The following is a 20,994-nucleotide window of genomic DNA, read 5'->3' as shown; positions in this document are numbered from 1 at the left end:
CATGGAGTCCAAGATCATGACCGCGCTCGGCGACCGCGTCCTCGAGCTCGGACCCAAGCCGGGAACAGACAGCCCGTACAAGCACTTCAAGCTGACGCGCGATGAAGACGGCGTCGCCTGGCTACTGTTCGACCGCGCCGATGCAAGCGCCAACACGCTGTCCTCCGACGTGATGGAGGAGTTCGACGCCGTGCTTGCGGCGATCGAGACCGAGCGTCCGGCCGGCCTCGTGATCCGCTCCGCAAAGCCGTCCGGCTTCATCGCGGGCGCCGATGTCAACGAATTCCGCGGCGCATCCGATCCCGACATGATGGAGACACGTATCCGCGCCGCGCACGCCGTCGTCGATCATCTGGAGGCATTGAAGCTGCCGACGGTCGCGGTGATCCACGGCTTCTGCCTCGGCGGCGGGCTCGAGGTGGCGTTGGCCTGTCAATCGCGCATCGCGATCGAGGGCGCGCGCTTCGGCTTCCCGGAGGTGATGCTCGGCCTGCATCCCGGTCTCGGTGGCACCGCGCGCTTCACCGCGCTGGTCAATCCCACCCAGTCGATGGCGATGATGCTGACCGGCCGCATCATGGACGCGCGCCGCGCCCGATCGCTCGGCCTCGTCGACACCGTCACCCAGGAGCGCCACGTGCGTAACGCGGTGAAGGACGCCCTGTTCGGCCGGCTCAAGCGGGCGCGTCCGGGCCTCCTGACGCGCGCGGCGAACCTTGGTCCCGTGCGCGGGCTTCTTGCCAAACGCATGCGCTCTGAGGCGGCGAAGGCCGCATCCCGCGAGCACTATCCCGCGCCTTACGCGCTGATCGATCTCTGGGAGGCTCATGGCGGCAGCAAGGCCGCGATGCTGAAGGCGGAGCAGGCCTCGTTCGCCCGGCTGATGGTGACGCCGACCGCGCAGAACCTGATCCGCGTCTTTTTCCTGCGCGAGCAGATGAAGAAGGCCGCAGGCTCGGGCAACACCATCAAGCACGTCCACGTCATCGGCGCCGGCGCCATGGGCGGCGACATCGCGGCTTGGGTGGCCGGGCAGGGCTTTCGCGTCTCGCTCGCCGACATGAAGGCCGAGCCGATCGCGGGTGCGGTGAAGCGCGCCGCCGAGCTCTACGGCAAGATCATCCGCAAGCCGACCGATGTCCGCGACGCGCTCGATCGCCTGATCCCTGATATGGACGGTGAGGGCGTTCGCAACGCCGATCTCATCATCGAGGCGGTGCCGGAGAAGCTCGAGCTCAAGCAGAAAGTCTATGCCGGGATCGAGCCGCGGATGAAACCGGGCGCGATCCTTGCGACCAACACGTCGAGCATCCCGCTGCAGGACTTGCGCACCACCCTGGCGCGGCCGGAGCGGCTGATCGGCCTGCACTTCTTCAATCCGGTGTCGCGGCTGCAATTGGTCGAGGTCGTCAGCCATGACGGCAACGACGAACAGGTGTTGAAGCACGCCCTCGCTTTCGTCGGCGCGATCGACCGCTTGCCATTGCCCGTGAAGAGCTCGCCGGGCTTCCTCGTCAACCGCGCGCTGACGCCCTACATGCTGGAAGCCATGGTGATGCTGGACGAGAAGATCGATCCGCGCCTGATCGACGCCGCGGCCGAGCAGTTCGGCATGCCGATGGGCCCGATCGAGCTCGCCGACCAGGTCGGGCTCGACATCTGCCTCGACGTCGGCGACATGCTGCGCACGAAATTCGGCGATCTGCTGCCGCCGACGCCGGCCTGGCTGCGCGACAAGGTGGCCAAGGGCGAGCTCGGCCGCAAGACCGGCAAGGGCTTTTACACCTGGAAGGACGGCAAGGCGGAGAAGGCGCCGCTGCCCGAGACCGGCCCGCGCGTCACCGACCAGATGATCGATCGCCTGGTGCTGCCGATGTCCAATGTCTGCGTTGCCTGCTTGCGCGAAGGCATCGTGGACGATGCCGATGCAGTCGACGGCGCCATGATCTTCGGGACCGGCTATGCACCGTTCCGTGGCGGGCCGTTGAACTATGCGCGCACACGGGGTGTGGAGAATGTCGTGTCCACTCTGCGCGGGCTCGCCGATCGCTTCGGCGCGCGTTTCGCGCCGGATGCGGGCTGGGACCGTTTGCAATAGGGGCTGTCGATAGAAAAGATGCTATCCTGGGTGGTGGAGCCCTTGGGGAGTATCGCCGATGCCGACGATCCCGTTCTTCAAGCATGCGACCCTGCGCGAGATCATCATCACGCGGCTGTGCTGCGCGGCCGATATCGTCGTGATCCTTTGTTGCACAGGCTATCTCGTCGGGCGTTATCCCGAGGTGGGATTGCACTGGCCGTGGTTGATCGTGGCGGTTCTGGCCGGATACTTTCTCGCCGACCTCTTTTCGGGGCTGGTGCATTGGGTGGTCGACACCTGGCTCGACGAGGGGATGCTCGGCCGCGGCATCGCGATCACGCGCGAGCATCACAGCCACCCCGGCCACGTCCTGCTCTATGGATTTCTCGACCAGGCGTCTCTTGGTGCGGCGCCGAGCGCGGTGGTGATCGGAGCCGCGGCCGGCGTCACGGCCCTGTTTCCGGCATCCGCGCTCACCTGTGCGCTGATGATCGTCTGGTTCGTGATCGCGACCTGCATGCTGTTTGGCATGAGCTTTCACAATCTCGCGCACCGGCAGGTCCGCCCGTTGCCCCTGCGCATGGCGCAACGGCTGCATCTGGTCTGCTCACCCGAGCATCATTGGTGTCATCATCGTGACCACACCATCCGCTATTGTGTCATCAATGGATGGGCCAATTATCCCTGTGATCGTCTCCGGCTGTGGAGCAGGCTGGAACGGCTGGTCACGGCAACGACCGGACGCGCGCCGCGGGCCGACGATGCGGAGTGGCAACGCAAACTGAGCGATACCGGAATCACCGTGGGGTTGCCGCAGCCCAATGGATAGCGCAAGCTCGTCTCGTGGGGATGTTGCGCAAGGCGCCGCGGCTTTGTATCCAGAACCGACAGCCGCGGGAGATCGACGATATGACCGACACGCACGTCCACGCCCCTATCAACACCGACACCGGGCCGAACGGCGATCTCTGCATCCGTACGCTGGCGATGCCCGCCGACACCAACGCCAATGGCGACATCTTCGGCGGCTGGCTGCTGAGCCAGATGGATGTCGGCGGCGGCGTGTTTGCTTCGAAGGTCGCGAAGTCGCGGACCGTGACGGTCGCGATCGAAGCGATGAATTTTCGCAAAGCGGTCTATGTCGGCGATCTCGTCTCGGTCTACGCCAATCTCGTGCGGGTGGGCCGCACCTCGCTCACCGTGCACCTGGAAGCGTGGGCGCTGCGTCGCGGGGAGGAGCATCCGTTTCTCGTCACCGACGGCAACTTCACCTACGTCTCGATCGACGAGCACGGCCGCCCGCAGGAAGTTCGTTCGACCGTCGCGCCCATTGCGACGTAATCGCGCGCGGCGCTCCGCCCCATCTCACGAAAATTTGCGACCGATGAAACGCGGCGCCGATGGGTCAACGCGTCGCGGGTTTGCCAAGAACGGGTCATAAAACGGATGAGGTCCGAGCGTACTCAATGCACGTCGATTCGGGGTGGAGACCGGTTGATTTGCCCTCAGGAACCTTTGGGCAGAGATGCCGTTATTTGCCCGCACTGAGGAATCTACGGGCCATGCCGGACAGCTACATCATCGAAGTGAATTCACAGACCGCGGGCATCGTCGTCCGCGGCCACCGGGGCTACTGCTTCTTCGCCTCATCCCACCAGTTCAATCGCCTCGAAGGCCAGCTCTTTCGCAATGCCCGCGAAGCCGAGCGTGCTGCTCGCAAGCTGGTGAATGGTGATGTGAAGGAAGCGGCGTAAGCGCCTTGCTCGTCATTCCCTGGCGCGCGACGCGCGAGCCCGGAATTGCTCACGCTGCAGAAATTGCCGACCAACGGATTCCGGGCCCGCCCTTTCGGCGCGTCCCAGAATGAAATCGTTGATCACAATTTCGTCGCGGAGCGCGACAGCAGCTTCCAGTCGTCGCCCTGCTTCAGCCAGTTCATCAGGATGTGAAGGCTGTTTGCCACTTTCTGTCCGCCGGTCATCATCTCGGCCATCCAGTGGAAGCGCACGACCGCGGCGGGACCGACGATCTTGATGGTCGGGTCCTTGTAGGCAATCGACAGGAATTCGGTCTTGCCGTCGGTGGCGTTGGCGATGAAGGCCGCCTTGTCCTCGAGGAAGCCGTTGGAATGGCTGTAGCTCAGATCGTCCGCGCACAGAGCGCCGAGCGCCTTCGGATCGGCTGCGATCTGGGCGAGGCGAAATGCCTCGACTTTCCTTGCCACCGCCTCGTGGTCCGTCGTGGCAGCATGATCGCGATTCAGTGTCATCATATGTTCCATCTGCCTCTTCCTTCTCCCCTTGTGGGAGAAGGTGGCGCGAAGCGCCGGATGAGGGGTTGTCTCCGTTTGCGAAACTGTTTGTGAGGATGGCGACCCCTCACCCGTCTCGCCGCTATCGCGGCGAGCCACCCTCTCCCACAAGGGGAGAGGGCGAGCAGGCGCATCACAACTTGGTCGCAGCCCGCGAGAGCAGCTTCCACTCGTCGCCCTGCTTCTGCCAGTTCATCAGGATGTGAAGATTGGTCGGCACTTTCTTCCCATCGGCCGCCATCTCCTGTTCCGCCACCCAGTGGAAGCGCACGATCGCGGCGGGGCCGACGACCTTGATGGTCGGATCCTTGTAGTCGATCGACAGGAATTTTGATTTGCCGTCGGTGGCGTTGGCGATGAAGGTCGCCTTGTCCTCGACCTTGCCGCTGGAATGGCTGTAGCTCAGATCGTCCCAGCACAGCGCGCCGAGCGCCTTGGGGTCGGCCGCGATCTGGGCGAGGCGGAAGGCCTCGACCTTTTTCGCCACCGCCTCTTCGTCTGCCGAGGCGGCAAGCGCCGGCGTCGAGAGCGCAAGCGCGGACACCGCGAGAGTCGAAAGAGCCAGGTCGCGTCGGTTGATCATCGTTTCCTCCTTTTTGATCTTGCAATGAGTGTTGCAGCCGCGCTCGACTTTGTCGAGTGGCGCATTGTCGTCATGTTCATGCGTCATTGCGCGTGAGAGACCGTATTGATACGTCTTTCGCATTGATGCATCGCGGATTTGGGAAAGTAGAGAAATGATCGAGGCAATCGGCAGGGCATTGCTGTTCGACATCGACGGCACGCTCTCCAACACCGACCCGTTGCATCTCAAGGCCTTCAACCAGGTGCTGGGTCCCCGCGGCCATGTGTTCGACCACGCGCGCTTCTCCAGGGAGCTGCAGGGCTTCGCCAATGTATCGATCGGCGAGCGCTTCCTGCCCGACGAAACACCGGCGCGGCGTGCCGCGATCCTCGCCGAGAAGGAGGAGATTTTTCGCACGCTCGTGGCCGGGCAGATCGAACCGTTGCCGGGCCTGATGGCGCTGCTCGACCGTGCGGACGCGTCCGGCGTTCCCATGGTTGCCGTGACCAATGCGCCGCGTCTCAACGCCGAACTGCTGCTGGCGGGGCTCGGCATCACCGAACGGTTCAAGGCAATCGTGATCGGCGACGAGCTGCCCCACGGCAAGCCGCACCCGCTGCCCTATCAGGAGGGGCTGCGCTTCGTCGGAGGCAGTGCTGCGGCCTCGGTCGCGTTCGAGGATTCGCGCTCCGGCGTGCAATCGGCGACCGCCGCCGGCATTCCGACGATCGGAATCCGGACCAGCCTCAGCCATGCCGATCTGGTGGGCGCTGGCGCCGTTGACTCCGCAAGTGCCTTCGACGATCCGGATCTGCTCGCGCGCCTTGCCGCCGCGATGGCATGGTGAGCCCTCATCCGTTAACCGTGATCGGCGCGCGCATTGACCGAAGACGCGAACCGCCGCACCATGCGTCCTCCTGATTTGAGGCCTTTGCCGTGACCGGACTGACCCATCGCCAAGCCGAAATCCTCAACATCGCGCGGGCCTCGGGCCGTGTCATGGTCGAGGAGCTCGCGCGCCGCTTCGAAGTCTCCGCGCAGACCATCCGCAAGGATCTCAACGACCTCTGCGAGCGGAGGTCGCTCACCCGCATCCATGGCGGCGCCATCATCGCCTCCGGGGTCGAAAACCTCGCCTATGAGGCGCGGCGCTTCGTCGCCGCCGACGAGAAGAAGGCGATCGGAGCCGCCGCCGCCTCCCTGATCCCGAACGGCTGCTCGCTCTTCATCAACATCGGCACCACGACCGAGGAGGTCGCGAGCGCGCTGACCTCGCACGAGGATCTCCTCGTCATCACCAACAATCTCAACGTCGCGATGCTGCTCTATCGTCATCCCCGCATCGAGGTGGTGGTCGCCGGCGGCACGGTCCGGCGCGCCGACGGCGCCGTGGTCGGCTCGACCGCGACGCAGCTGATCGGCCAGTTCAAGGTCGATTACGCCATCATCGGCGCCTCCGCGATCGATGAAGAGGGCGCGTTGCTCGACTTCGACTATCGCGAGGTGCAGGTCGCGCAAGCCATCATCGCCAATGCCCGTACCGTCATGCTGGTCGCCGATTCCACGAAACTGCGCCGCAGCGCGCCGGTGCGCATTGCCCACATCACCCAGATCCAGACCTTCGTCACCGACCAGGAGCTGCCCGAGCGCCTCGCCACGATCTGCCACAGCAAGGGCATCGAAGTGGTGGAAGCGCTGCCGAAGGGGGCGGACATCGACGATGCGCCGGCCGAGGTGCAGGATGCGGCACCGGAGGGTGCGCCGGTGGTGCGGCTGCGATAGGGCTCAAGCGTCGTCCCATGGATTAAGTAGCGCGACGCCCGTAGGTTCGAAATCCCCCACATTGCGCGTCACGACCGTCAAACCGTGAACGAGCGCGGTCGCGGCAATGAGGGCGTCGCGCTCAGCCCGCGGATTAGGAACGTGCAGTTGCGCGCAACGCTGTGCCACGGCCGTATCGATCGTCAGGATTCGCCCCTCGAAGCGGGCCAGAATATGATCGTCGATCCAGGTGCGCAGGATCGCACCTTGCACGGCGTCCTTACGCGCGATCAGGCGCGCGCCAAGCTCAATTTCAAGGATTGAGATAGCTGACATGAAGAAACTCGCGGCGGGCACTGCATTGGCCCAAGCGAGGACGTTGCGGTCAGCCTTATCCCGGCGCCTCAGTTCTGAGACAACGTTGGTGTCCAGCAGAAACATCAATCGAGGTCGGCGGGCCTGGAGATCCCACCGCCGATGCGGGGCGGATCGAAATCGAAATCCGCGTCCGCCTGTGCCAGGGCATCGGCCAGACTGATGTGCCCGCCGCTCAAGCGCAGATAGTCTTCGATACTCAGTAGGACATGCGCCGGACGGCCGCGGTCGGTGATGAAGACGGGCCCCTTCGACGCCGCCTTCTTGGCGCCGCTCGTATCCTGGTGGAACTCTCGGCTGGTCAGGGTGGTCGCCATCCTCTGTGCGTCCTCGCCGCGACAATGCTTCGTGGGTCAATGATATGTAGAGATGTTTCTACTTTCAAGTCTTGAGCCCGCCGGAGCGAGAGGAGCCGACCGTTTTTGCCGCGCGACCGAACCATTTGCCTTCAGACTTGCCCTCGCTTCTGCCTTTTTCTCCATCGAACTGCCCCCAAAAAAGTTCCTCTTTCGCTTCCTTCCGCCTCTCTTTCATCTTGCTTTCGTTTTTCGGTGTGATCTAATCAAAAACGAAAGTAGCCGCCCGACGGAACGGGCGGCCGTCGGGGGATGCGTCTGTTGGAGCGTATTTTCGACCTCGCCATCATCGGAGGCGGTGTTAACGGCTGCGGCATCGCGCGTGACGCGGTGGGGCGCGGCAATACCGTCTTCCTGTGCGAAATGAACGATTTGGCGAGCGGGACATCGTCCTGGTCGACCAAGCTGGTGCATGGCGGCCTGCGCTATCTCGAATATTACGAGTTTCGGCTGGTCCGCGAGGCGCTGATCGAGCGCGAGATCCTCTGGGGCATCGCGCCCCACATCATCCGCCCCCTGCGTTTCGTCTTGCCGCATCACGCCGGCCTGCGGCCGGCCTGGCTACTGCGTCTCGGCCTCTTCCTCTACGATCACATCGGCGGTCGGCACCTGCTGCCGGCGACCCGCTCGGTCGACCTCAGGCGTGACGAGGTCGGCAAGCCGCTGATCCCGAATCGCTACAGCCGCGCGTTCGAATATTCCGACTGCTTCGTCGACGACGCGCGTCTCGTCGTGCTCAACGCGCGCGATGCTGCCGACAAGGGCGCCGAGATTCGTACCCGCACCCGCGCAACGCATATCAAGCAGTCCGACGGCCTCTGGACCGTCGACATGGTCAACACGCTGACGGGTGAGCGCTCGTCGATCCAGGCAAAGGCTCTGGTCAATGCCGGCGGGCCCTGGGTCGAGGACGTCCTCGGCCGCGGCGCCGGCGTCAATGCGAAAGCCAAGGTGCGCCTGGTCCAGGGCTCGCACATCGTGGTCAGGAAGCTGTACGACCACGACCGCGCCTACATGTTCCAGAACGCCGACGGCCGCATCATCTTCGTGATCCCTTACCAGGACGATTTCACGTTGATCGGCACGACGGACCGCGACTATGACGGCGATCCCGCCAAGGTGAAGGCGACGCCGGAGGAGATAGAATATCTCTGCAAGGCGGCCAGCGAGTATCTGGCCAGGGCGGTGACGCCGGACGACGTGGTCTGGACCTATTCCGGCGTCCGTCCGCTCTATGACGACGGCGCGAGCGAAGCCAAGGCCGCGACGCGCGACTACGTGTTCGAGCTCGACACGCCCGGCGGGGTGCCGCTGTTGTCGATCTATGGCGGCAAGATCACGACCTACCGCCGCCTCGCCGAGGAGGCGCTGGAGCGGCTCGCGCCTTATCTGCGCAGCGCAAAGGCGCGTGAGGGCTGGACCGGCAAATGGCCGCTGCCCGGCGGTGACATGAGCGTATCCGACATCGACGGCCTGATCGCCGAGCTCCAGCGCGGCTATCCCTTCCTCACGCACGAGCATGCAAGGCGGCTGGCGCGCGCCTACGGCACGAGGGCCGTGAAGCTGCTCGGCGATGCGAAGTCGGCGGCCGATCTGGGGCAGGCCTTCGGTGCGACGCTGACCGAGCGCGAGGTCCGCTACCTCATGGCCAATGAATGGGCCATCACCGCCGAGGACGTGGTCTGGCGCCGCTCCAAGCTCGGCCTGCGACTATCTGCCGACGAGATCTCTGCCTTGGACGACTGGATCAGGACCCACGCTGTGCCGCACAGTCCCCTGCTGGAAGCGGGAGGACGCCCATGACCGTGACGCTCGACCACGTGACCCGGACCGTCGATGGCGTGCCGCACATCCGCGACGTCTCGCTGACGCTGGAGAGCGGCACGCTCAACGTGCTGCTCGGGCCGACGCTGTCCGGCAAAACCTCGATCATGCGGTTGCTCGCCGGGCTCGACAAGCCGACCAGTGGCAAGGTGGTGGTGAACGGCAAGGACGTCACCGGCGCCGACGTGCGCCAGCGTTCGGTCGCGATGGTCTATCAGCAGTTCATCAACTACCCCTCGCTCACGGTCTACGAGAACATCGCCTCGCCGCTCCGCGTGCAGGGCAAGCCGCGCGACGAGATCGAGGCGCGCGTCGCCGAGGCCGCAAGATTGCTGCGGCTCGAGCCGTTCCTGAAGCGCACGCCGCTCCACCTTTCCGGCGGCCAGCAGCAGCGCACCGCGATCGCGCGGGCGCTGGTCAAGGGCGCCGATCTCGTGCTGCTCGACGAGCCGCTCGCCAATCTCGACTACAAGCTCCGCGAGGAACTGCGCGCCGAGCTGCCCCGCATCTTCGAGGCCTCCGGAGCGATCTTCGTCTATGCCACCACCGAGCCGACCGAGGCGCTGCTGCTCGGCGGCAACACGGTGTGCATGTGGGAAGGCGAGGCGCTTCAGATGGGCGAGACCGCCAACGTCTACCGGCGACCGCAGACCCTGCGTGTCGCTCAGGTGTTTTCCGATCCGCCGCTCAATGTCGTCGGCATCGAGAAGAAAAACGGCTCGGTGCAATATGCCGGCGGCGCGGCATCGCCAGCCTCCGGTCTCTATTCAGGCCTTGCCGACGGGACCTATCGCGTCGGCTTCCGCGCGCATCAGCTCGCGCTCGCCAATGGCGAGGCCGACCGCCACGCCTTCCACGCCACTGTCACGGTGACCGAGATCACCGGTTCGGAGAGTTTCGTGCATCTGACCCGCGACGGATCGAACTGGGTGGCGGTGCTGCACGGCGTGCACGAGTTCGAGCCCGGCCAGACGCTCGACGCCGTGCTCGATCCCAATGATGTTTTCGTCTTCGACGCCGCCGACCGCTTGGTCGCGGCGCCCGGCATAGCGTTTTCAAGCGAAGTGCGTAGCGGTTCGCGTGAAGAAAACGCGTCAACTATTAGAAGCTCTTGAGGGAGGTGCGACATGGCCCGCATTGACCTCGTCGATCTCGCCCATTCCTACGGCGGCAATGACGCGCCGCAGGAAAGCTTTGCGCTGAAGCCCGTCACCATGACCTGGCGGCAGGGCGGCGCCTATGCGCTGCTCGGCCCGAGTGGTTGCGGCAAGACCACGCTGCTCAACGTCATCTCCGGCATCATCACGCCGTCGCGGGGGAAGATACTGTTCGACGGCAAGGACATCACACCGTTGTCAACCCAAAAGCGCAACATCGCGCAGGTGTTCCAGTTTCCGGTGATCTACGACACCATGACGGTCGGACAGAACCTGGCGTTTCCGCTGAAGAACCGCGGCGTGCCGAAGGCGGAGATCGACAAGCGCGTCGCCGAGATCGGCCGCCTGCTCGATCTCGAACCCCATCTGAACCGCAAGGCCACGCGCCTCACGGCCGACGCCAAGCAGAAGATCTCGCTCGGCCGCGGTCTCGTCCGCTCCGACGTCGCCGCCGTGCTGTTCGACGAGCCGCTGACCGTGATCGACCCCGAGCTGAAATGGCAGCTGCGCTCGAAGCTGAAGGCGCTGCATCGCGAGCTCGACCTCACGATGATCTACGTCACCCACGACCAGACCGAGGCGCTGACCTTCGCCGACACCGTCGTCGTCATGCATGACGGCCGCGTGGTGCAGAGCGGCACCCCGGCCGAGCTGTTCGACAAGCCGGCGCATACCTTCGTCGGCTATTTCATCGGCTCGCCCGGCATGAACATCATTCCGGCGGAGGTGAGGGGGCGCGAGGCGCGTATCGGCGGCCACGTCATCGTGCTCAACCGCGCCTACGACAATCTGCCTGCCGGCGCCAAGATCGAGATCGGGGTCCGTCCCGAATTCGTCGAGGTCGTGGCGCCTGCGCCGGGCCTGCTGACTGCGAAGATCGAGCGCATCGACGATCTCGGCCGTATCCGCTTTGCGCGGACGCGCCTCGGTGACGCCAAGCTCGCGGCGCGCGCGCCGGCGGGCTTCACGTCATCCGACGGCGACGCCGGGCTGAAGTTCGATCCGTCGCACGTTCACGTCTATGCCGACAGCCTTCTGGTGGAGGGAGCCGCCTGATGGACAAGACCGTCAACCAAAAAGCCTGGTTCCTGGTGCTGCCGGTGTTCCTGGTCGTCGCTTTCTCGGCGGTGCTGCCGCTGATGACGGTGGTGAACTATTCGATGCAGGACACCTTCGGCAACAACCAGTTCTTCTGGAACGGCGTCGGCTGGTTCAAGGAGCTGCTCGATCCCTCGACCGATCTCGGCGGCCGCTTCCTCGCCTCGCTCGGCCGCAACCTGTTCTTCTCGCTGGTGATCCTCGCCATCGAGGTGCCGCTCGGCATCGTCGTCGCGCTGTCGATGCCGCGCGATGGCTGGACCGTGGCGGCCTGCCTCGTCATCCTCGCGCTGCCGCTGCTCATTCCGTGGAACGTGGTCGGCACGATCTGGCAGATCTTCGGACGTCCCGACATCGGTCTGCTCGGCTACGTGCTCAATGCCGCGGGCATCGACTACAATTACGTCTCCAACGACATCGATGCCTGGGTCACCGTCATCGTGATGGACGTCTGGCACTGGACCAGCCTCGTCGCGCTGCTCTGCTATGCCGGCCTGAAGTCGATCCCCGAAGCCTATTACCAGGCCGCGCAGATCGATGGCGCCTCGCGCTGGGCCGTGTTCAAGGCGATCCAGCTGCCGAAGATGAACCGCGTGCTGCTGATCGCGGTGCTGCTGCGCTTCATGGACAGCTTCATGATCTACACCGAGCCGTTCGTCGTCACCGGCGGCGGCCCCGGCAACTCCACCACCTTCGTGTCGATCGAGCTCGTCAAGATCGCGCTCGGACAGTTCGATCTCGGCAAGGCCGCGGCGCTGTCGCTGGTCTACAACCTCATCATCCTGATCGTCTGCTGGATCTTCTACACCGTCATGACCAATGCGGGCGCCGAGCGGAAGCCCCAGGAAGGAGCCGCGTGATGCATTCGATTCCCGGCCGCCGCCTCATCATGGGGCTGTTCCTGATCTTCCTGCTGCTGCCGATCTACTGGCTGGTCAACATGAGCTTCAAGACCAACAGCGAGATCGTCTCGACGATGACGCTGTGGCCGCACACGCCGACGCTGCAGCACTACAAGCGCATCTTCACCGACGAGAGCTGGTATTCCGGCTACATCAACTCGCTGGAATACGTCGTCCTCAACACCATCATATCGATCTCGGTGGCGCTGCCGGCTGCCTACGCCTTCTCGCGCTACCGCTTCCTCGGCGACAAGCATTTGTTCTTCTGGCTGCTGTCGAACCGCATGGCGCCGGCCGCGGTCTACGCGCTGCCGTTCTTCAATCTGTATTCGGCGATCGGCCTGTTCGACACGCCGTGGGCCGTCGCGCTCGCGCACTGCATCTTCAACGTGCCGCTGGCGGTGTGGATCCTGGAAGGCTTCGTGTCCGGCGTGCCGCGCGAGATCGACGAAACGGCATTCCTGGACGGCTATTCCTTCCCGCGCTTCTTCATCAAGATCCTGGTGCCGCTGATCGCGAGCGGAATCGGCGTCGCCGCCTTCTTCTGCTTCATGTTCTCCTGGGTCGAGCTGTTGCTGGCGCGCACGCTGACCTCGGTGTCGGCCAAGCCGATCGCCGCCATCATGACGCGCACGGTGTCGGCATCGGGCATGGACTGGGGCCTGCTGGCGGCCGCCGGCGTGCTCACCATCATCCCGGGCGCGCTCGTGATCTGGTTCGTCCGTAACTACATCGCGCGCGGTTTCGCGCTCGGTCGCGTCTAAGGAGGCATCAATGGAATCCATCGCATGGATGGCCTGGACGCTGCCGACGGCGATCTTCTTCGTCGCGCTGGCCTGCACGCTCGCCGTGATGACGTGGCTGGCGGCGGTCTATCCCGAGGCCGAGCGGGTCGGCGTGCTGCGGATCCCGACCACGCGCGGCGATCGCCTGTTCATCTCGCTGATCACGGCGGCGGTCATCCACCTTCTCTGGATCGGCTTCTTCGGCACCGATGCGATCGCAACGCTGCCGATCGGCGAGGAGGGCGTCGAGATTTCGCGCCTGTGGCTTGCAAGTGGAATTTCGCTGGCGACGGCCGTGCTTATTTTCCGCACGGTCTGAAGCTCGCGAAGGGACGGCCAGATCCGGGGGCAATCCGGGTCTGTATAAAAGTTTGTCGCTGCAACGGAGGAACAACATGCGACAGTTTAGGAGAAGGAAAGGTCCATTGACCAAGAGCAGTTTTCTGACCATGTCCAGCGCCGCCGCCATCATTGCGGTGTCGTTCGCCGTCTCGGCGCCGGTCCGCGCCGCCGACGACGCCGTGATCCAGAAGTGGATCGCGGAATTCCAACCCTCGACGCTGTCGAAGGAAGACCAGAAGAAGGAGCTGGAGTGGTTCGCCAAGGCCGCCGAGCCCTTCAAGGGCATGGAGATCAACGTCGTCTCCGAGACCATCACCACGCACGAATATGAATCGCAGACGCTGGCCAAGGCGTTCTCCGAGCTCACCGGCATCAAGCTCAAGCACGACCTCATCCAGGAAGGTGACGTCGTCGAGAAGCTGCAGACCCAGATGCAGTCCGGCAAGAACGTCTATGACGGCTGGATCAACGATAGCGACCTGATCGGCACGCATTTCCGCTACGGCCAGACGGTCGTGCTGTCGGACTACATGACCGGCGAGGGCAAGGACGTCACCGACCCCATGCTCGACGTCAACGACTTCATCGGCAAGTCGTTCACCACCGGTCCCGACGGCAAGCTCTACCAGCTGCCCGACCAGCAGTTCGCCAATCTCTACTGGTTCCGCTACGACTGGTTCACCAACCCCGACTACAAGGCCAAGTTCAAGGCCAAGTACGGCTACGAGCTCGGCGTGCCCGTGAACTGGTCCGCCTATGAGGACATCGCCGAGTTCTTCACGAACGACATCAAGGAGATCAACGGCGTCAAGGTCTACGGCCATATGGACTATGGCAAGAAGGACCCCTCGCTCGGATGGCGCTTCACCGACGCCTGGCTGTCGATGGCCGGCAACGGCGACAAGGGCATTCCGAACGGCCTGCCGGTCGACGAGTGGGGCATCCGCATGGAAGGCTGCCGCCCGGTCGGCTCCTCGGTCGAGCGTGGCGGCGACACCAACGGTCCGGCCGCGGTCTACTCGATCACCAAGTATCTCGAGTGGCTGAAGAAGTATGCGCCGCCGCAGGCGCAGGGCATGACGTTCTCCGAAGCTGGTCCCGTGCCGGCCCAGGGCAACATCGCCCAGCAGATGTTCTGGTACACCGCCTTCACCGCCGACATGGTGAAGCCGGGCATCGCCGTGATGAACGCGGACGGTACGCCGAAATGGCGTATGGCGCCCTCGCCGCACGGTGCGTACTGGAAGGAAGGCATGAAGCTCGGCTATCAGGACGCCGGCTCCGTGACGCTTCTGAAGTCGACCCCGGCGGATCGCCGCAAGGCGGCCTGGCTCTATCTCCAGTTCATCATCTCCAAGTCGGTGAGCTTGAAGAAGAGCCATGTCGGTCTCACCTTCATCCGTGAATCCGACATCTGGGACAAGTCGTTCACCGAGCGTGCGCCGAAGCTCGGCGGCCTGATCGAGTTCTACCGCTCGCCCGCGCGCGTGCAGTGGACCCCGACCGGCAACAACGTGCCCGACTATCCGAAGCTCGCGCAGCTGTGGTGGCAGAACATCGGCGATGCGTCGTCCGGTGCGAAGACGCCGCAACAGGCGATGGACGCACTCGCGGCGGCTCAGGACTCCGTCATGGAGCGCCTCGAGAAGTCCAACGTGCAGGGCGCCTGCGGTCCGAAGCTCCACAAGAAGGAGAAGCCGGAGTACTGGTTTGCGAAGGCCGAGAAGGACGGCACCATCGCGCCCCAGCGCAAGCTTGCCAACGAGAAGCCGAAGGGCGAGACGGTCGACTACGACACGCTGATCAAGTCGTGGCCGGCGACCCCGCCGAAGCGCGCGGAAGCGAAGTAAGCGCGTCGAGCGTCATCAAATGCGAAAGGCCGGGAGCGATCCCGGCCTTTTCTTTCGTGCTTGTGATGATGTGGGACGCGCGGCCCACACACTCGATGTCATTGCCCGCGGAAGCGGGCAATCCAGTATTCCAGAGACGGCCGTGATTGAATCGAGAGGCCGCGGCGTACTGGATGCCCCTTCGGTTCGCGGGGCATGACGGTTGGTCGTGTGGAGGCTGGCTACTCCGCCGGTTCGGCCGCCAGCGTCGGGTAATCCGTGTAGCCCTTGGCGCCGCCGCCGTAGAACGTGTTCTTGTCCCAATCGTTCAGCGCGGCGCCCTGCTTCAGCCGCTCGACGAGGTCGGGGTTGGAGATGAACGGCTTGCCGAAGGCGATGAGATCGGCCGCGTTGGCGTCCAGCACCTTGGTGGCGAGATCGAAGTCGTAGCCGTTGTTGGCGACGTAGGCGCCGGCAAAGCGCTTACGCAAGGCTGCATAGTCGAACGGCGCGATATCGCGCGGCCCGCCCGTGGCACCTTCGACCACGTGGAGATAGACCAGCTTGAGCGCGCTGAGCCCGTCGACGATGTGATCGTACAGCGCCTGCGGGTTGGAATCCGAGATGTCGTTGGCCGGCGTCACCGGCGAGATGCGGATGCCGGTGTGCTCGGCGCCGGCCTCGGCGACGACGGCCTTGGAGACCTCCAGCATCAGCCGCGCGCGGTTCTCGATCGAGCCGCCATAGGCGTCGGTGCGCTTGTTGGTGCCGTCCTTGGCGAACTGCTCGAGCAGATAGCCGTTGGCGCCGTGGATCTCGACGCCGTCGAAGCCGGCTTCCAGCGCGTTCTTCGTGGCGCGCCTGAAGTCGTCGATAATCCCCGGAATTTCGGAGAGCTCGAGCGCACGCGGCTCGGAGACGTCGGCGAAGCCGCCGTTCACGAAGGTCTTGCCCTTGGCGCGGATCGCGCTCGGCGCCACCGGGGCGGCACCGTTCGCCTGGAGGTCGACATGCGAGATGCGGCCGACATGCCAGAGCTGGATGAAGATCTTGCCGCCGCGCGCATGAACCTTGTCGGTGACCTTGCGCCAGCCGGCGACCTGGTCCTTGGAATAGATGCCGGGGGTGTCCTGGTAGCCCTGGCCCTGCTGCGAGACCTGGCTTGCTTCGGTGATCAGGAGACCTGCGGAGGCGCGCTGGCCGTAATAGTCGGCCGCGAGCGCACCGGGCACGAACGTGCCGGGTACGGCGCGGTTACGCGTCAGCGGCGCCATGACGAGGCGGTTGGCCAGCGTGATCGGGCCGAGCTTGTAGGTCTCAAACAATTTGGTCGAACGGCTCATGGGGAATGCTTCCAGGCGGTGAGAGGTCCGGAACACTTGTGCATCGCGGCAATCAGCGCAAGGTGGGAGCCATACGGAAAGTGCAGGCGAGCTACGCGGTAGGGACCGCGTAGCATATTTCATGTGCAATTCCGGCCACCGCAGCAGCATCCTGCTGTACGGCCGTGCGATTGCGCAAATCAGTTCAGGCCCATGAAATCGCGCTTGCCGATCTCGACGCCGTTGTGGCGCAAAATGCCGTGGGCAGTCGCGCAGTGGAAATAGAAGTTCGGCAGCGAGAACGCGCTGAGGAATTGTTGGCCCTTCAGGGTCGTGGTCTTATCGGGCCCGCTCGGGAAGGTGACGTCCTTGCTCTCGGCCCCCTCGAACTGCTCGGGCTTGAACGACTTCACGTAGTCGATCGTCTTCGCCAGCCGCTGCTTCAATTCCGCAAAGCTGGTCTCGGTGTCGGGGGTCGAGGGCACCTCGCTATGGGTCAGCCGCGCGCAGCCCTTGGTGGCGAAATCGCTGACGAGCTGGATCTGCCGCGACAGCGGCAGCATGTCCGGAAACAGGCGGGAGCCGAGCAACACGCTCGGGTCGATCTTTTTCGCCGCGCAATGCGCCTCGGCTTTGGTGAGCAGCCCGGTCATGCTGTTCAGCATCTGCAAATAGGCGGGAACGACGGCGTCGTAGAAGGACATGTGATGCTCGCTTGTGAAGGGGAAATCTCAGGAGAAAACCTGAGCCACTCACATGGGAGCCTCATGGAAAAATACAATCGCGCAAAGCCGCTTGTGCGATGCGAAAATTCTATCGCGCCACAGCTCCGCTGTCGTCGTCCCCGCACCCGTCGCAGTCATCGCCCGGCCTTGACCGGGCGATCCAGTACTCCGCGACGGGAATTGTTCGAACCAACTATGGCTGCGGCGTACTGGATGCCCCGGTCAAGCCGGGGCATGACAGCGAATGGAGCTTTACCGCACGGTCCCCGCCGGCTGGGCCTGCGCCGTGCCGCCCCGCATGCGGGCGAGCAGCTCGGCGGTCGGCCAGGAATCGGCGGGCAGGCCGAACTTGACCTGCATCGCCTTCACGGCGGCGCGGCTCTGCTGGCCCAGCACGCCGTCGACCTTGCCGACATTGAAGCCGGCACGCACCAGGAGCTGCTGCAATTCCTTGAGCTCGTTGAACGGCAGCTGCGGCACCGGTTGGGCCGGTTTGCGCATGGGGGCGGCGCCCGCGATGCGCGAGGCGAGATAGCCCGCCGTCGTCGAATAGATCAGCGAGTTATTCCACTCGGTGTAGGCGGCGAAATTGGCGTAGGCCATGAAAGCCGGACCAAAGCGTCCCATCGGCAGCAGCACGGACGCCGCGAGATTGTCGTTCGGCAGCGGTCGTCCGTCGGGATAGGTGACGCCGAGCTGCGCCCAGGTCGAGCGCGGCTCGCGCACCGTGAGATCAGTCTTCTCCCACGGCAGGTTCGGCGGCACCTTGATCTCTTCCAGCCAAGGCTCGCCGCGCCGCCATTTCAGGCCGTTGGCGATGTAGTTCGCGGTCGAGCCGATCACGTCGGCGCCCGAGCGCAGCAGGTCGCGCCGTCCGTCGCCGTCATAGTCGACGGCATAGTTGACATAGTGCACGGGCAGGAACTGGGTCTGCCCGAGCTCGCCGGCCCAGGAGCCGATCATCTCGTCGGGATGCAGGTCGCCGCGGTCGATGATCTTCAGCGCGGCGATGGTCTCGTTCACGAACATCTCGGAGCGGCGGCAGTCATAGGCGAGCGACACCAGCGATTTCAGCGTCGGCAGATTGCCCATGTTGGCGCCGAAGTCGCTCTCCAGGCCCCAGAATGCGGCGATCACCGCCGGCGGCACGCCGTATTCCTTCTCGGCGCGCGCGAATGCGGCAGCGTATTGCTTGATGTGCTGCTGGCCGTTCTGCATGCGATAGGGCGCGGCCATGCGTCCGGCGAATTCGGTGAAGAGCTGGCCGAACACCCGCTGGCCGCGGTCGCGATTGACGATGCCCTGGTCGTAGACGAGATAGGGCGAAGCCTCCGCGATCGTCCGCTGCGACACGCCGGCGGCGACCGCTTGTTGCTTCACGTCGGCCAGGAAACGATCGAAGCTCGCGCCGTTATGGCATGAGGCGGCGCGGGGCGAGGGGGCCGTTGCTCTGGGCGCTGCGGTCCTTCCGGGCGGCGGCTGGAGCTGGGCGGAGGCGGGAAAGGACAGCGCAGCGAGTGCAACGGCCGCGATCGCAAGTCGGGTCTGGAGCATGGAGTTTCCGGCGGGGAGGGAACGCTTGGATTCTGGACGAAGTTTAATGGAAGTATGGTGCGCGAACCAGTGCCGCGGCTCCGCGACGCACCTCGAAACCTTGCACTCCGGCCGGGGTCATCCCTACCTCATTCTTGCCGGCCTGCGGACGCCTCCAGCGGCCGCGGCTGGCCCCAGGAGACGGCCATGAACTATCTTCGTACCGCAATGCTGCTTGCCGGCCTGACCGCTCTGTTCATGGGCGTCGGCTATCTGATCGGCGGTGCCTCAGGCGCCATGATCGCGCTCGTCATTGCCGCCGCGACCAATCTCTTCACCTACTGGAACTCCGATCGCATGGTGCTGTCGATGTATGGCGCCCATCAGGTCGACCGTTCGACCGCGCCGGAGCTGGTCGGGCTCGTCGCCGAGCTTGCGGGCCGGGCGGGCCTGCCGATGCCGCGCGTGTTCCTGATGGACGAGGCCCAGCCGAACGCCTTCGCGACCGGCCGCAACCCCGAGAACGCCGCGGTCGCCGTCACCACCGGCCTGATGCGCCAGCTCAGCCGCGAGGAGCTCGCCGGCGTGATCGCGCATGAGCTCGCCCATATCAAGAATCACGATACGCTGCTGATGACGATCACTGCGACCATTGCCGGCGCGATCTCGATGTTGGCGCAGTTCGGCATGTTCTTCGGCGGCAATCGCGAGAACAACAATGGTCTCGGCGTCGTCGGCTCCATCCTGATGATGATCCTCGCCCCGCTGGGCGCCATGCTGGTGCAGATGGCGATCAGCCGCACCCGCGAATATGCCGCGGATAATCTCGGTGCGCGCATCGCGGGACAGCCGATGTGGTTGGCCTCGGCGCTGGTAAAGATCGAGGGGGCCGCGCATCAGGTGCCGAACTACGAGGCCGAGCGAAACCCGGCGACCGCGCACATGTTCATCATCAACCCGCTGTCGGGTCATGGCGTGGACAATCTGTTCGCCACCCATCCCTCGACGCAGAACCGTATTGCCGCGCTTCGGCAGCTTGCGGCCGAGCTCGGCGCGCGGGCCGCTCCGTCGGTCGGCGCCAACGAGAATTATCCCCCGCGCGGCCCGTGGGGGCGCTCCTCGTCGGGTGGTCCCTCGCGCGGCCCCTGGGGCTGACGGAACTTCGAAGGGAGATTCGCGCTTTGTGACCTGCCGCACACAGGTTCGTCCCGGCCGGTGCTAACAGCGGGGGAGATGCTTTCTTCGAAAGGGGATGCGTGGCCGGCAAAATGCCGGTCGCCGTCGAAGATGACCAGAACTGTCGTGCCATTGCTGATCGTCCTGTGTGTGCTCATCGGTTTGTCGACGCACATGGTCGTCAACTGCGGTGACGAGGACGAGCCCGACGTCTGCTCGGCCGTGATCGGCTTCTCGCCGTTGCGGGGATCGCTGATCGCCTTTGCCTATGAGGGGCGCGGACGGATCGCGCTGCGGCATGGCGACTTCAAGCGGGCGATCGCCGATTTCGACGAGGCCATTCACCTCAACCCCAACCGCGCTGCGCTCTATCGCGACCGCGCGATGGCGCGCCGTCTGAACGGCGACTTCGAGCTCGCCATCGCCGACTATGACGAGGCGATCGCGCATGATCCCAGGCTCGCCGCACCCTATCACCAGCGCGGCCTCGCGCTCGCCGCCACCGGCGATCTCGATCGCGCCATCCTGAGCTACAATACGGCGGTCCGCCTCGATCCCAGGGATGCCGAGGCCCGCCTCGACCGCGGCCTGGCATTCCTCGCCCGCGGCCAGGCCGACGACGCGCGTGCCGATTTCGAGGCGGCGCTGGCGCTGCCATCCGGCAAGGACGGCCGCGCCCGCGAAGCCGCCCGCGCCAAGCTCGCCGAACTGGCGAGCGCCGAGCCGGCCCAGGTCTCGGGGCCGAGGAGGTGAGAGGAGTCTCTCCGCGGAGTCCGGAATCGGAGGGGTGACAAAGGCGCCCTTGCGCCGTGCCCACGATCTCTTCAATACGGCAACAGGCGCGTGGGCACGC

The 20,994-nt window shown here is 64.7% G+C and carries 22 protein-coding genes and 1 pseudogene; 15 read left to right on the top strand and 8 right to left on the bottom strand.

Going from position 1 to position 20,994, the window contains the following annotated elements; genetic code table 11:
* Position 1: 1 nt before the first annotated feature.
* The 4 genes and pseudogenes from TSA1_RS10935 to TSA1_RS10920 all read left to right on the top strand — a co-directional run bounded on the left by TSA1_RS10935 (position 2) and on the right by TSA1_RS10920 (position 3,834).
* A complete protein-coding gene (locus TSA1_RS10935) occupies positions 2-2,098 on the top strand; it encodes a 3-hydroxyacyl-CoA dehydrogenase NAD-binding domain-containing protein (RefSeq protein ID WP_174718853.1) in 2,097 nt (698 codons plus the stop codon).
* Positions 2,099-2,156: 58 nt separating this feature from the next.
* A pseudogene (locus TSA1_RS10930) lies at positions 2,157-2,780 on the top strand (fatty acid desaturase CarF family protein); the annotation flags it as partial.
* 209 nt (positions 2,781-2,989) lie between these two features.
* Complete coding sequence (locus TSA1_RS10925; protein WP_100181078.1) at positions 2,990-3,421, top strand: acyl-CoA thioesterase; 432 nt, start codon at positions 2,990-2,992, stop codon at positions 3,419-3,421.
* Between the two features lie 221 nt (positions 3,422-3,642).
* Positions 3,643-3,834 carry a hypothetical protein gene (locus TSA1_RS10920; RefSeq protein ID WP_100176355.1) on the top strand — a complete coding sequence of 64 codons (192 nt, stop codon included), beginning with the start codon at positions 3,643-3,645 and terminating at the stop codon, positions 3,832-3,834.
* Positions 3,835-3,956: 122 nt separating this feature from the next.
* On the opposite strand, the gene TSA1_RS10915 is transcribed toward TSA1_RS10920, so the two are convergent.
* On the bottom strand, positions 3,957-4,361 hold the full coding sequence (locus tag TSA1_RS10915; protein ID WP_430649763.1) for a nuclear transport factor 2 family protein: 405 nt from the start codon (positions 4,359-4,361) through the stop codon (positions 3,957-3,959).
* Between the two features lie 163 nt (positions 4,362-4,524).
* Positions 4,525-4,974 (bottom strand): nuclear transport factor 2 family protein, encoded by a 450-nt coding sequence (locus TSA1_RS10910; RefSeq protein ID WP_100181076.1) that lies wholly within the window; start codon positions 4,972-4,974, stop codon positions 4,525-4,527.
* 154 nt (positions 4,975-5,128) lie between these two features.
* On the opposite strand from TSA1_RS10910, the gene TSA1_RS10905 reads away from it, so the two are divergent.
* A complete protein-coding gene (locus tag TSA1_RS10905; RefSeq protein WP_100176354.1) occupies positions 5,129-5,803 on the top strand; it encodes an HAD family hydrolase in 675 nt (224 codons plus the stop codon).
* Between the two features lie 89 nt (positions 5,804-5,892).
* Complete coding sequence (locus TSA1_RS10900; RefSeq protein WP_100176353.1) at positions 5,893-6,738, top strand: DeoR/GlpR family DNA-binding transcription regulator; 846 nt, start codon at positions 5,893-5,895, stop codon at positions 6,736-6,738.
* A 3-nt stretch (positions 6,739-6,741) separates the two neighbouring features.
* Here TSA1_RS10900 and TSA1_RS10895 read toward each other — a convergent pair whose 3' ends face one another.
* The 3 genes from TSA1_RS10895 to TSA1_RS39300 form a co-directional block, all read right to left on the bottom strand.
* Positions 6,742-7,158 (bottom strand): type II toxin-antitoxin system VapC family toxin, encoded by a 417-nt coding sequence (locus TSA1_RS10895; protein WP_100176352.1) that lies wholly within the window; start codon positions 7,156-7,158, stop codon positions 6,742-6,744.
* Entirely contained in the window at positions 7,158-7,409 is a 252-nt protein-coding gene (locus TSA1_RS10890) for a type II toxin-antitoxin system prevent-host-death family antitoxin (protein ID WP_100176351.1), read from the bottom strand. Before TSA1_RS10890 ends, TSA1_RS10895 begins: the two co-directional genes overlap by 1 nt.
* Before the next feature lie 64 nt (positions 7,410-7,473).
* On the bottom strand, positions 7,474-7,626 hold the full coding sequence (locus TSA1_RS39300; RefSeq protein WP_161497216.1) for a hypothetical protein: 153 nt from the start codon (positions 7,624-7,626) through the stop codon (positions 7,474-7,476).
* Positions 7,627-7,700: 74 nt separating this feature from the next.
* On the opposite strand from TSA1_RS39300, the gene glpD reads away from it, so the two are divergent.
* The 7 genes from glpD to TSA1_RS10855 all read left to right on the top strand — a co-directional run bounded on the left by glpD (position 7,701) and on the right by TSA1_RS10855 (position 15,406).
* Positions 7,701-9,251 (top strand): glycerol-3-phosphate dehydrogenase, encoded by a 1,551-nt coding sequence (glpD, locus tag TSA1_RS10885; protein ID WP_100176350.1) that lies wholly within the window; start codon positions 7,701-7,703, stop codon positions 9,249-9,251.
* Positions 9,248-10,387 (top strand): ABC transporter ATP-binding protein, encoded by a 1,140-nt coding sequence (locus TSA1_RS10880; RefSeq protein ID WP_100176349.1) that lies wholly within the window; start codon positions 9,248-9,250, stop codon positions 10,385-10,387. Before glpD ends, TSA1_RS10880 begins: the two co-directional genes overlap by 4 nt.
* Before the next feature lie 12 nt (positions 10,388-10,399).
* The gene (locus tag TSA1_RS10875; protein ID WP_100176348.1) at positions 10,400-11,485 is read left to right on the top strand and encodes an ABC transporter ATP-binding protein; all 1,086 of its coding nucleotides are present in this window, start codon (positions 10,400-10,402) and stop codon (positions 11,483-11,485) included.
* Positions 11,485-12,387, top strand: coding sequence for a carbohydrate ABC transporter permease (locus tag TSA1_RS10870; protein ID WP_100176347.1), 903 nt, complete (start codon positions 11,485-11,487; stop codon positions 12,385-12,387). The genes TSA1_RS10875 and TSA1_RS10870 overlap by 1 nt, the downstream gene beginning before the upstream one ends.
* Positions 12,387-13,193 (top strand): carbohydrate ABC transporter permease, encoded by an 807-nt coding sequence (locus TSA1_RS10865; RefSeq protein WP_097666933.1) that lies wholly within the window; start codon positions 12,387-12,389, stop codon positions 13,191-13,193. Before TSA1_RS10870 ends, TSA1_RS10865 begins: the two co-directional genes overlap by 1 nt.
* Positions 13,194-13,203: 10 nt before the next feature.
* On the top strand, positions 13,204-13,533 hold the full coding sequence (locus TSA1_RS10860; RefSeq protein ID WP_100176346.1) for a DUF2160 domain-containing protein: 330 nt from the start codon (positions 13,204-13,206) through the stop codon (positions 13,531-13,533).
* A gap of 130 nt (positions 13,534-13,663) precedes the next feature.
* Positions 13,664-15,406: an ABC transporter substrate-binding protein gene (locus TSA1_RS10855; protein WP_174719296.1), complete on the top strand. Its 1,743-nt coding sequence runs from the start codon at positions 13,664-13,666 to the stop codon at positions 15,404-15,406.
* Between the two features lie 221 nt (positions 15,407-15,627).
* On the opposite strand, the gene TSA1_RS10850 is transcribed toward TSA1_RS10855, so the two are convergent.
* From TSA1_RS10850 to TSA1_RS10840, 3 genes are all read right to left on the bottom strand, one after another.
* Complete coding sequence (locus TSA1_RS10850; protein ID WP_100176344.1) at positions 15,628-16,728, bottom strand: alkene reductase; 1,101 nt, start codon at positions 16,726-16,728, stop codon at positions 15,628-15,630.
* Between the two features lie 179 nt (positions 16,729-16,907).
* Positions 16,908-17,411, bottom strand: coding sequence for a DUF1993 domain-containing protein (locus tag TSA1_RS10845; protein WP_100176343.1), 504 nt, complete (start codon positions 17,409-17,411; stop codon positions 16,908-16,910).
* Positions 17,412-17,684: 273 nt separating this feature from the next.
* Entirely contained in the window at positions 17,685-18,986 is a 1,302-nt protein-coding gene (locus tag TSA1_RS10840; RefSeq protein WP_100176342.1) for a lytic murein transglycosylase, read from the bottom strand.
* A gap of 186 nt (positions 18,987-19,172) precedes the next feature.
* On the opposite strand from TSA1_RS10840, the gene htpX reads away from it, so the two are divergent.
* Together htpX and TSA1_RS10830 are read left to right on the top strand one after the other, a co-directional pair.
* The gene (htpX, locus tag TSA1_RS10835; RefSeq protein WP_100176341.1) at positions 19,173-20,120 is read left to right on the top strand and encodes a zinc metalloprotease HtpX; all 948 of its coding nucleotides are present in this window, start codon (positions 19,173-19,175) and stop codon (positions 20,118-20,120) included.
* A gap of 132 nt (positions 20,121-20,252) precedes the next feature.
* Positions 20,253-20,894 carry a tetratricopeptide repeat protein gene (locus TSA1_RS10830; protein WP_174718852.1) on the top strand — a complete coding sequence of 214 codons (642 nt, stop codon included), beginning with the start codon at positions 20,253-20,255 and terminating at the stop codon, positions 20,892-20,894.
* Positions 20,895-20,994: the final 100 nt, after the last annotated feature.

The sequence above is a fragment of the Bradyrhizobium nitroreducens genome, from assembly GCF_002776695.1.
GTDB classification, from domain to species: Bacteria; Pseudomonadota; Alphaproteobacteria; order Rhizobiales; family Xanthobacteraceae; genus Bradyrhizobium; species Bradyrhizobium nitroreducens.
The sequence above is the reverse complement of the archived record's forward strand: the minus strand, read 5'-3'. Positions and strand labels throughout refer to the sequence as shown.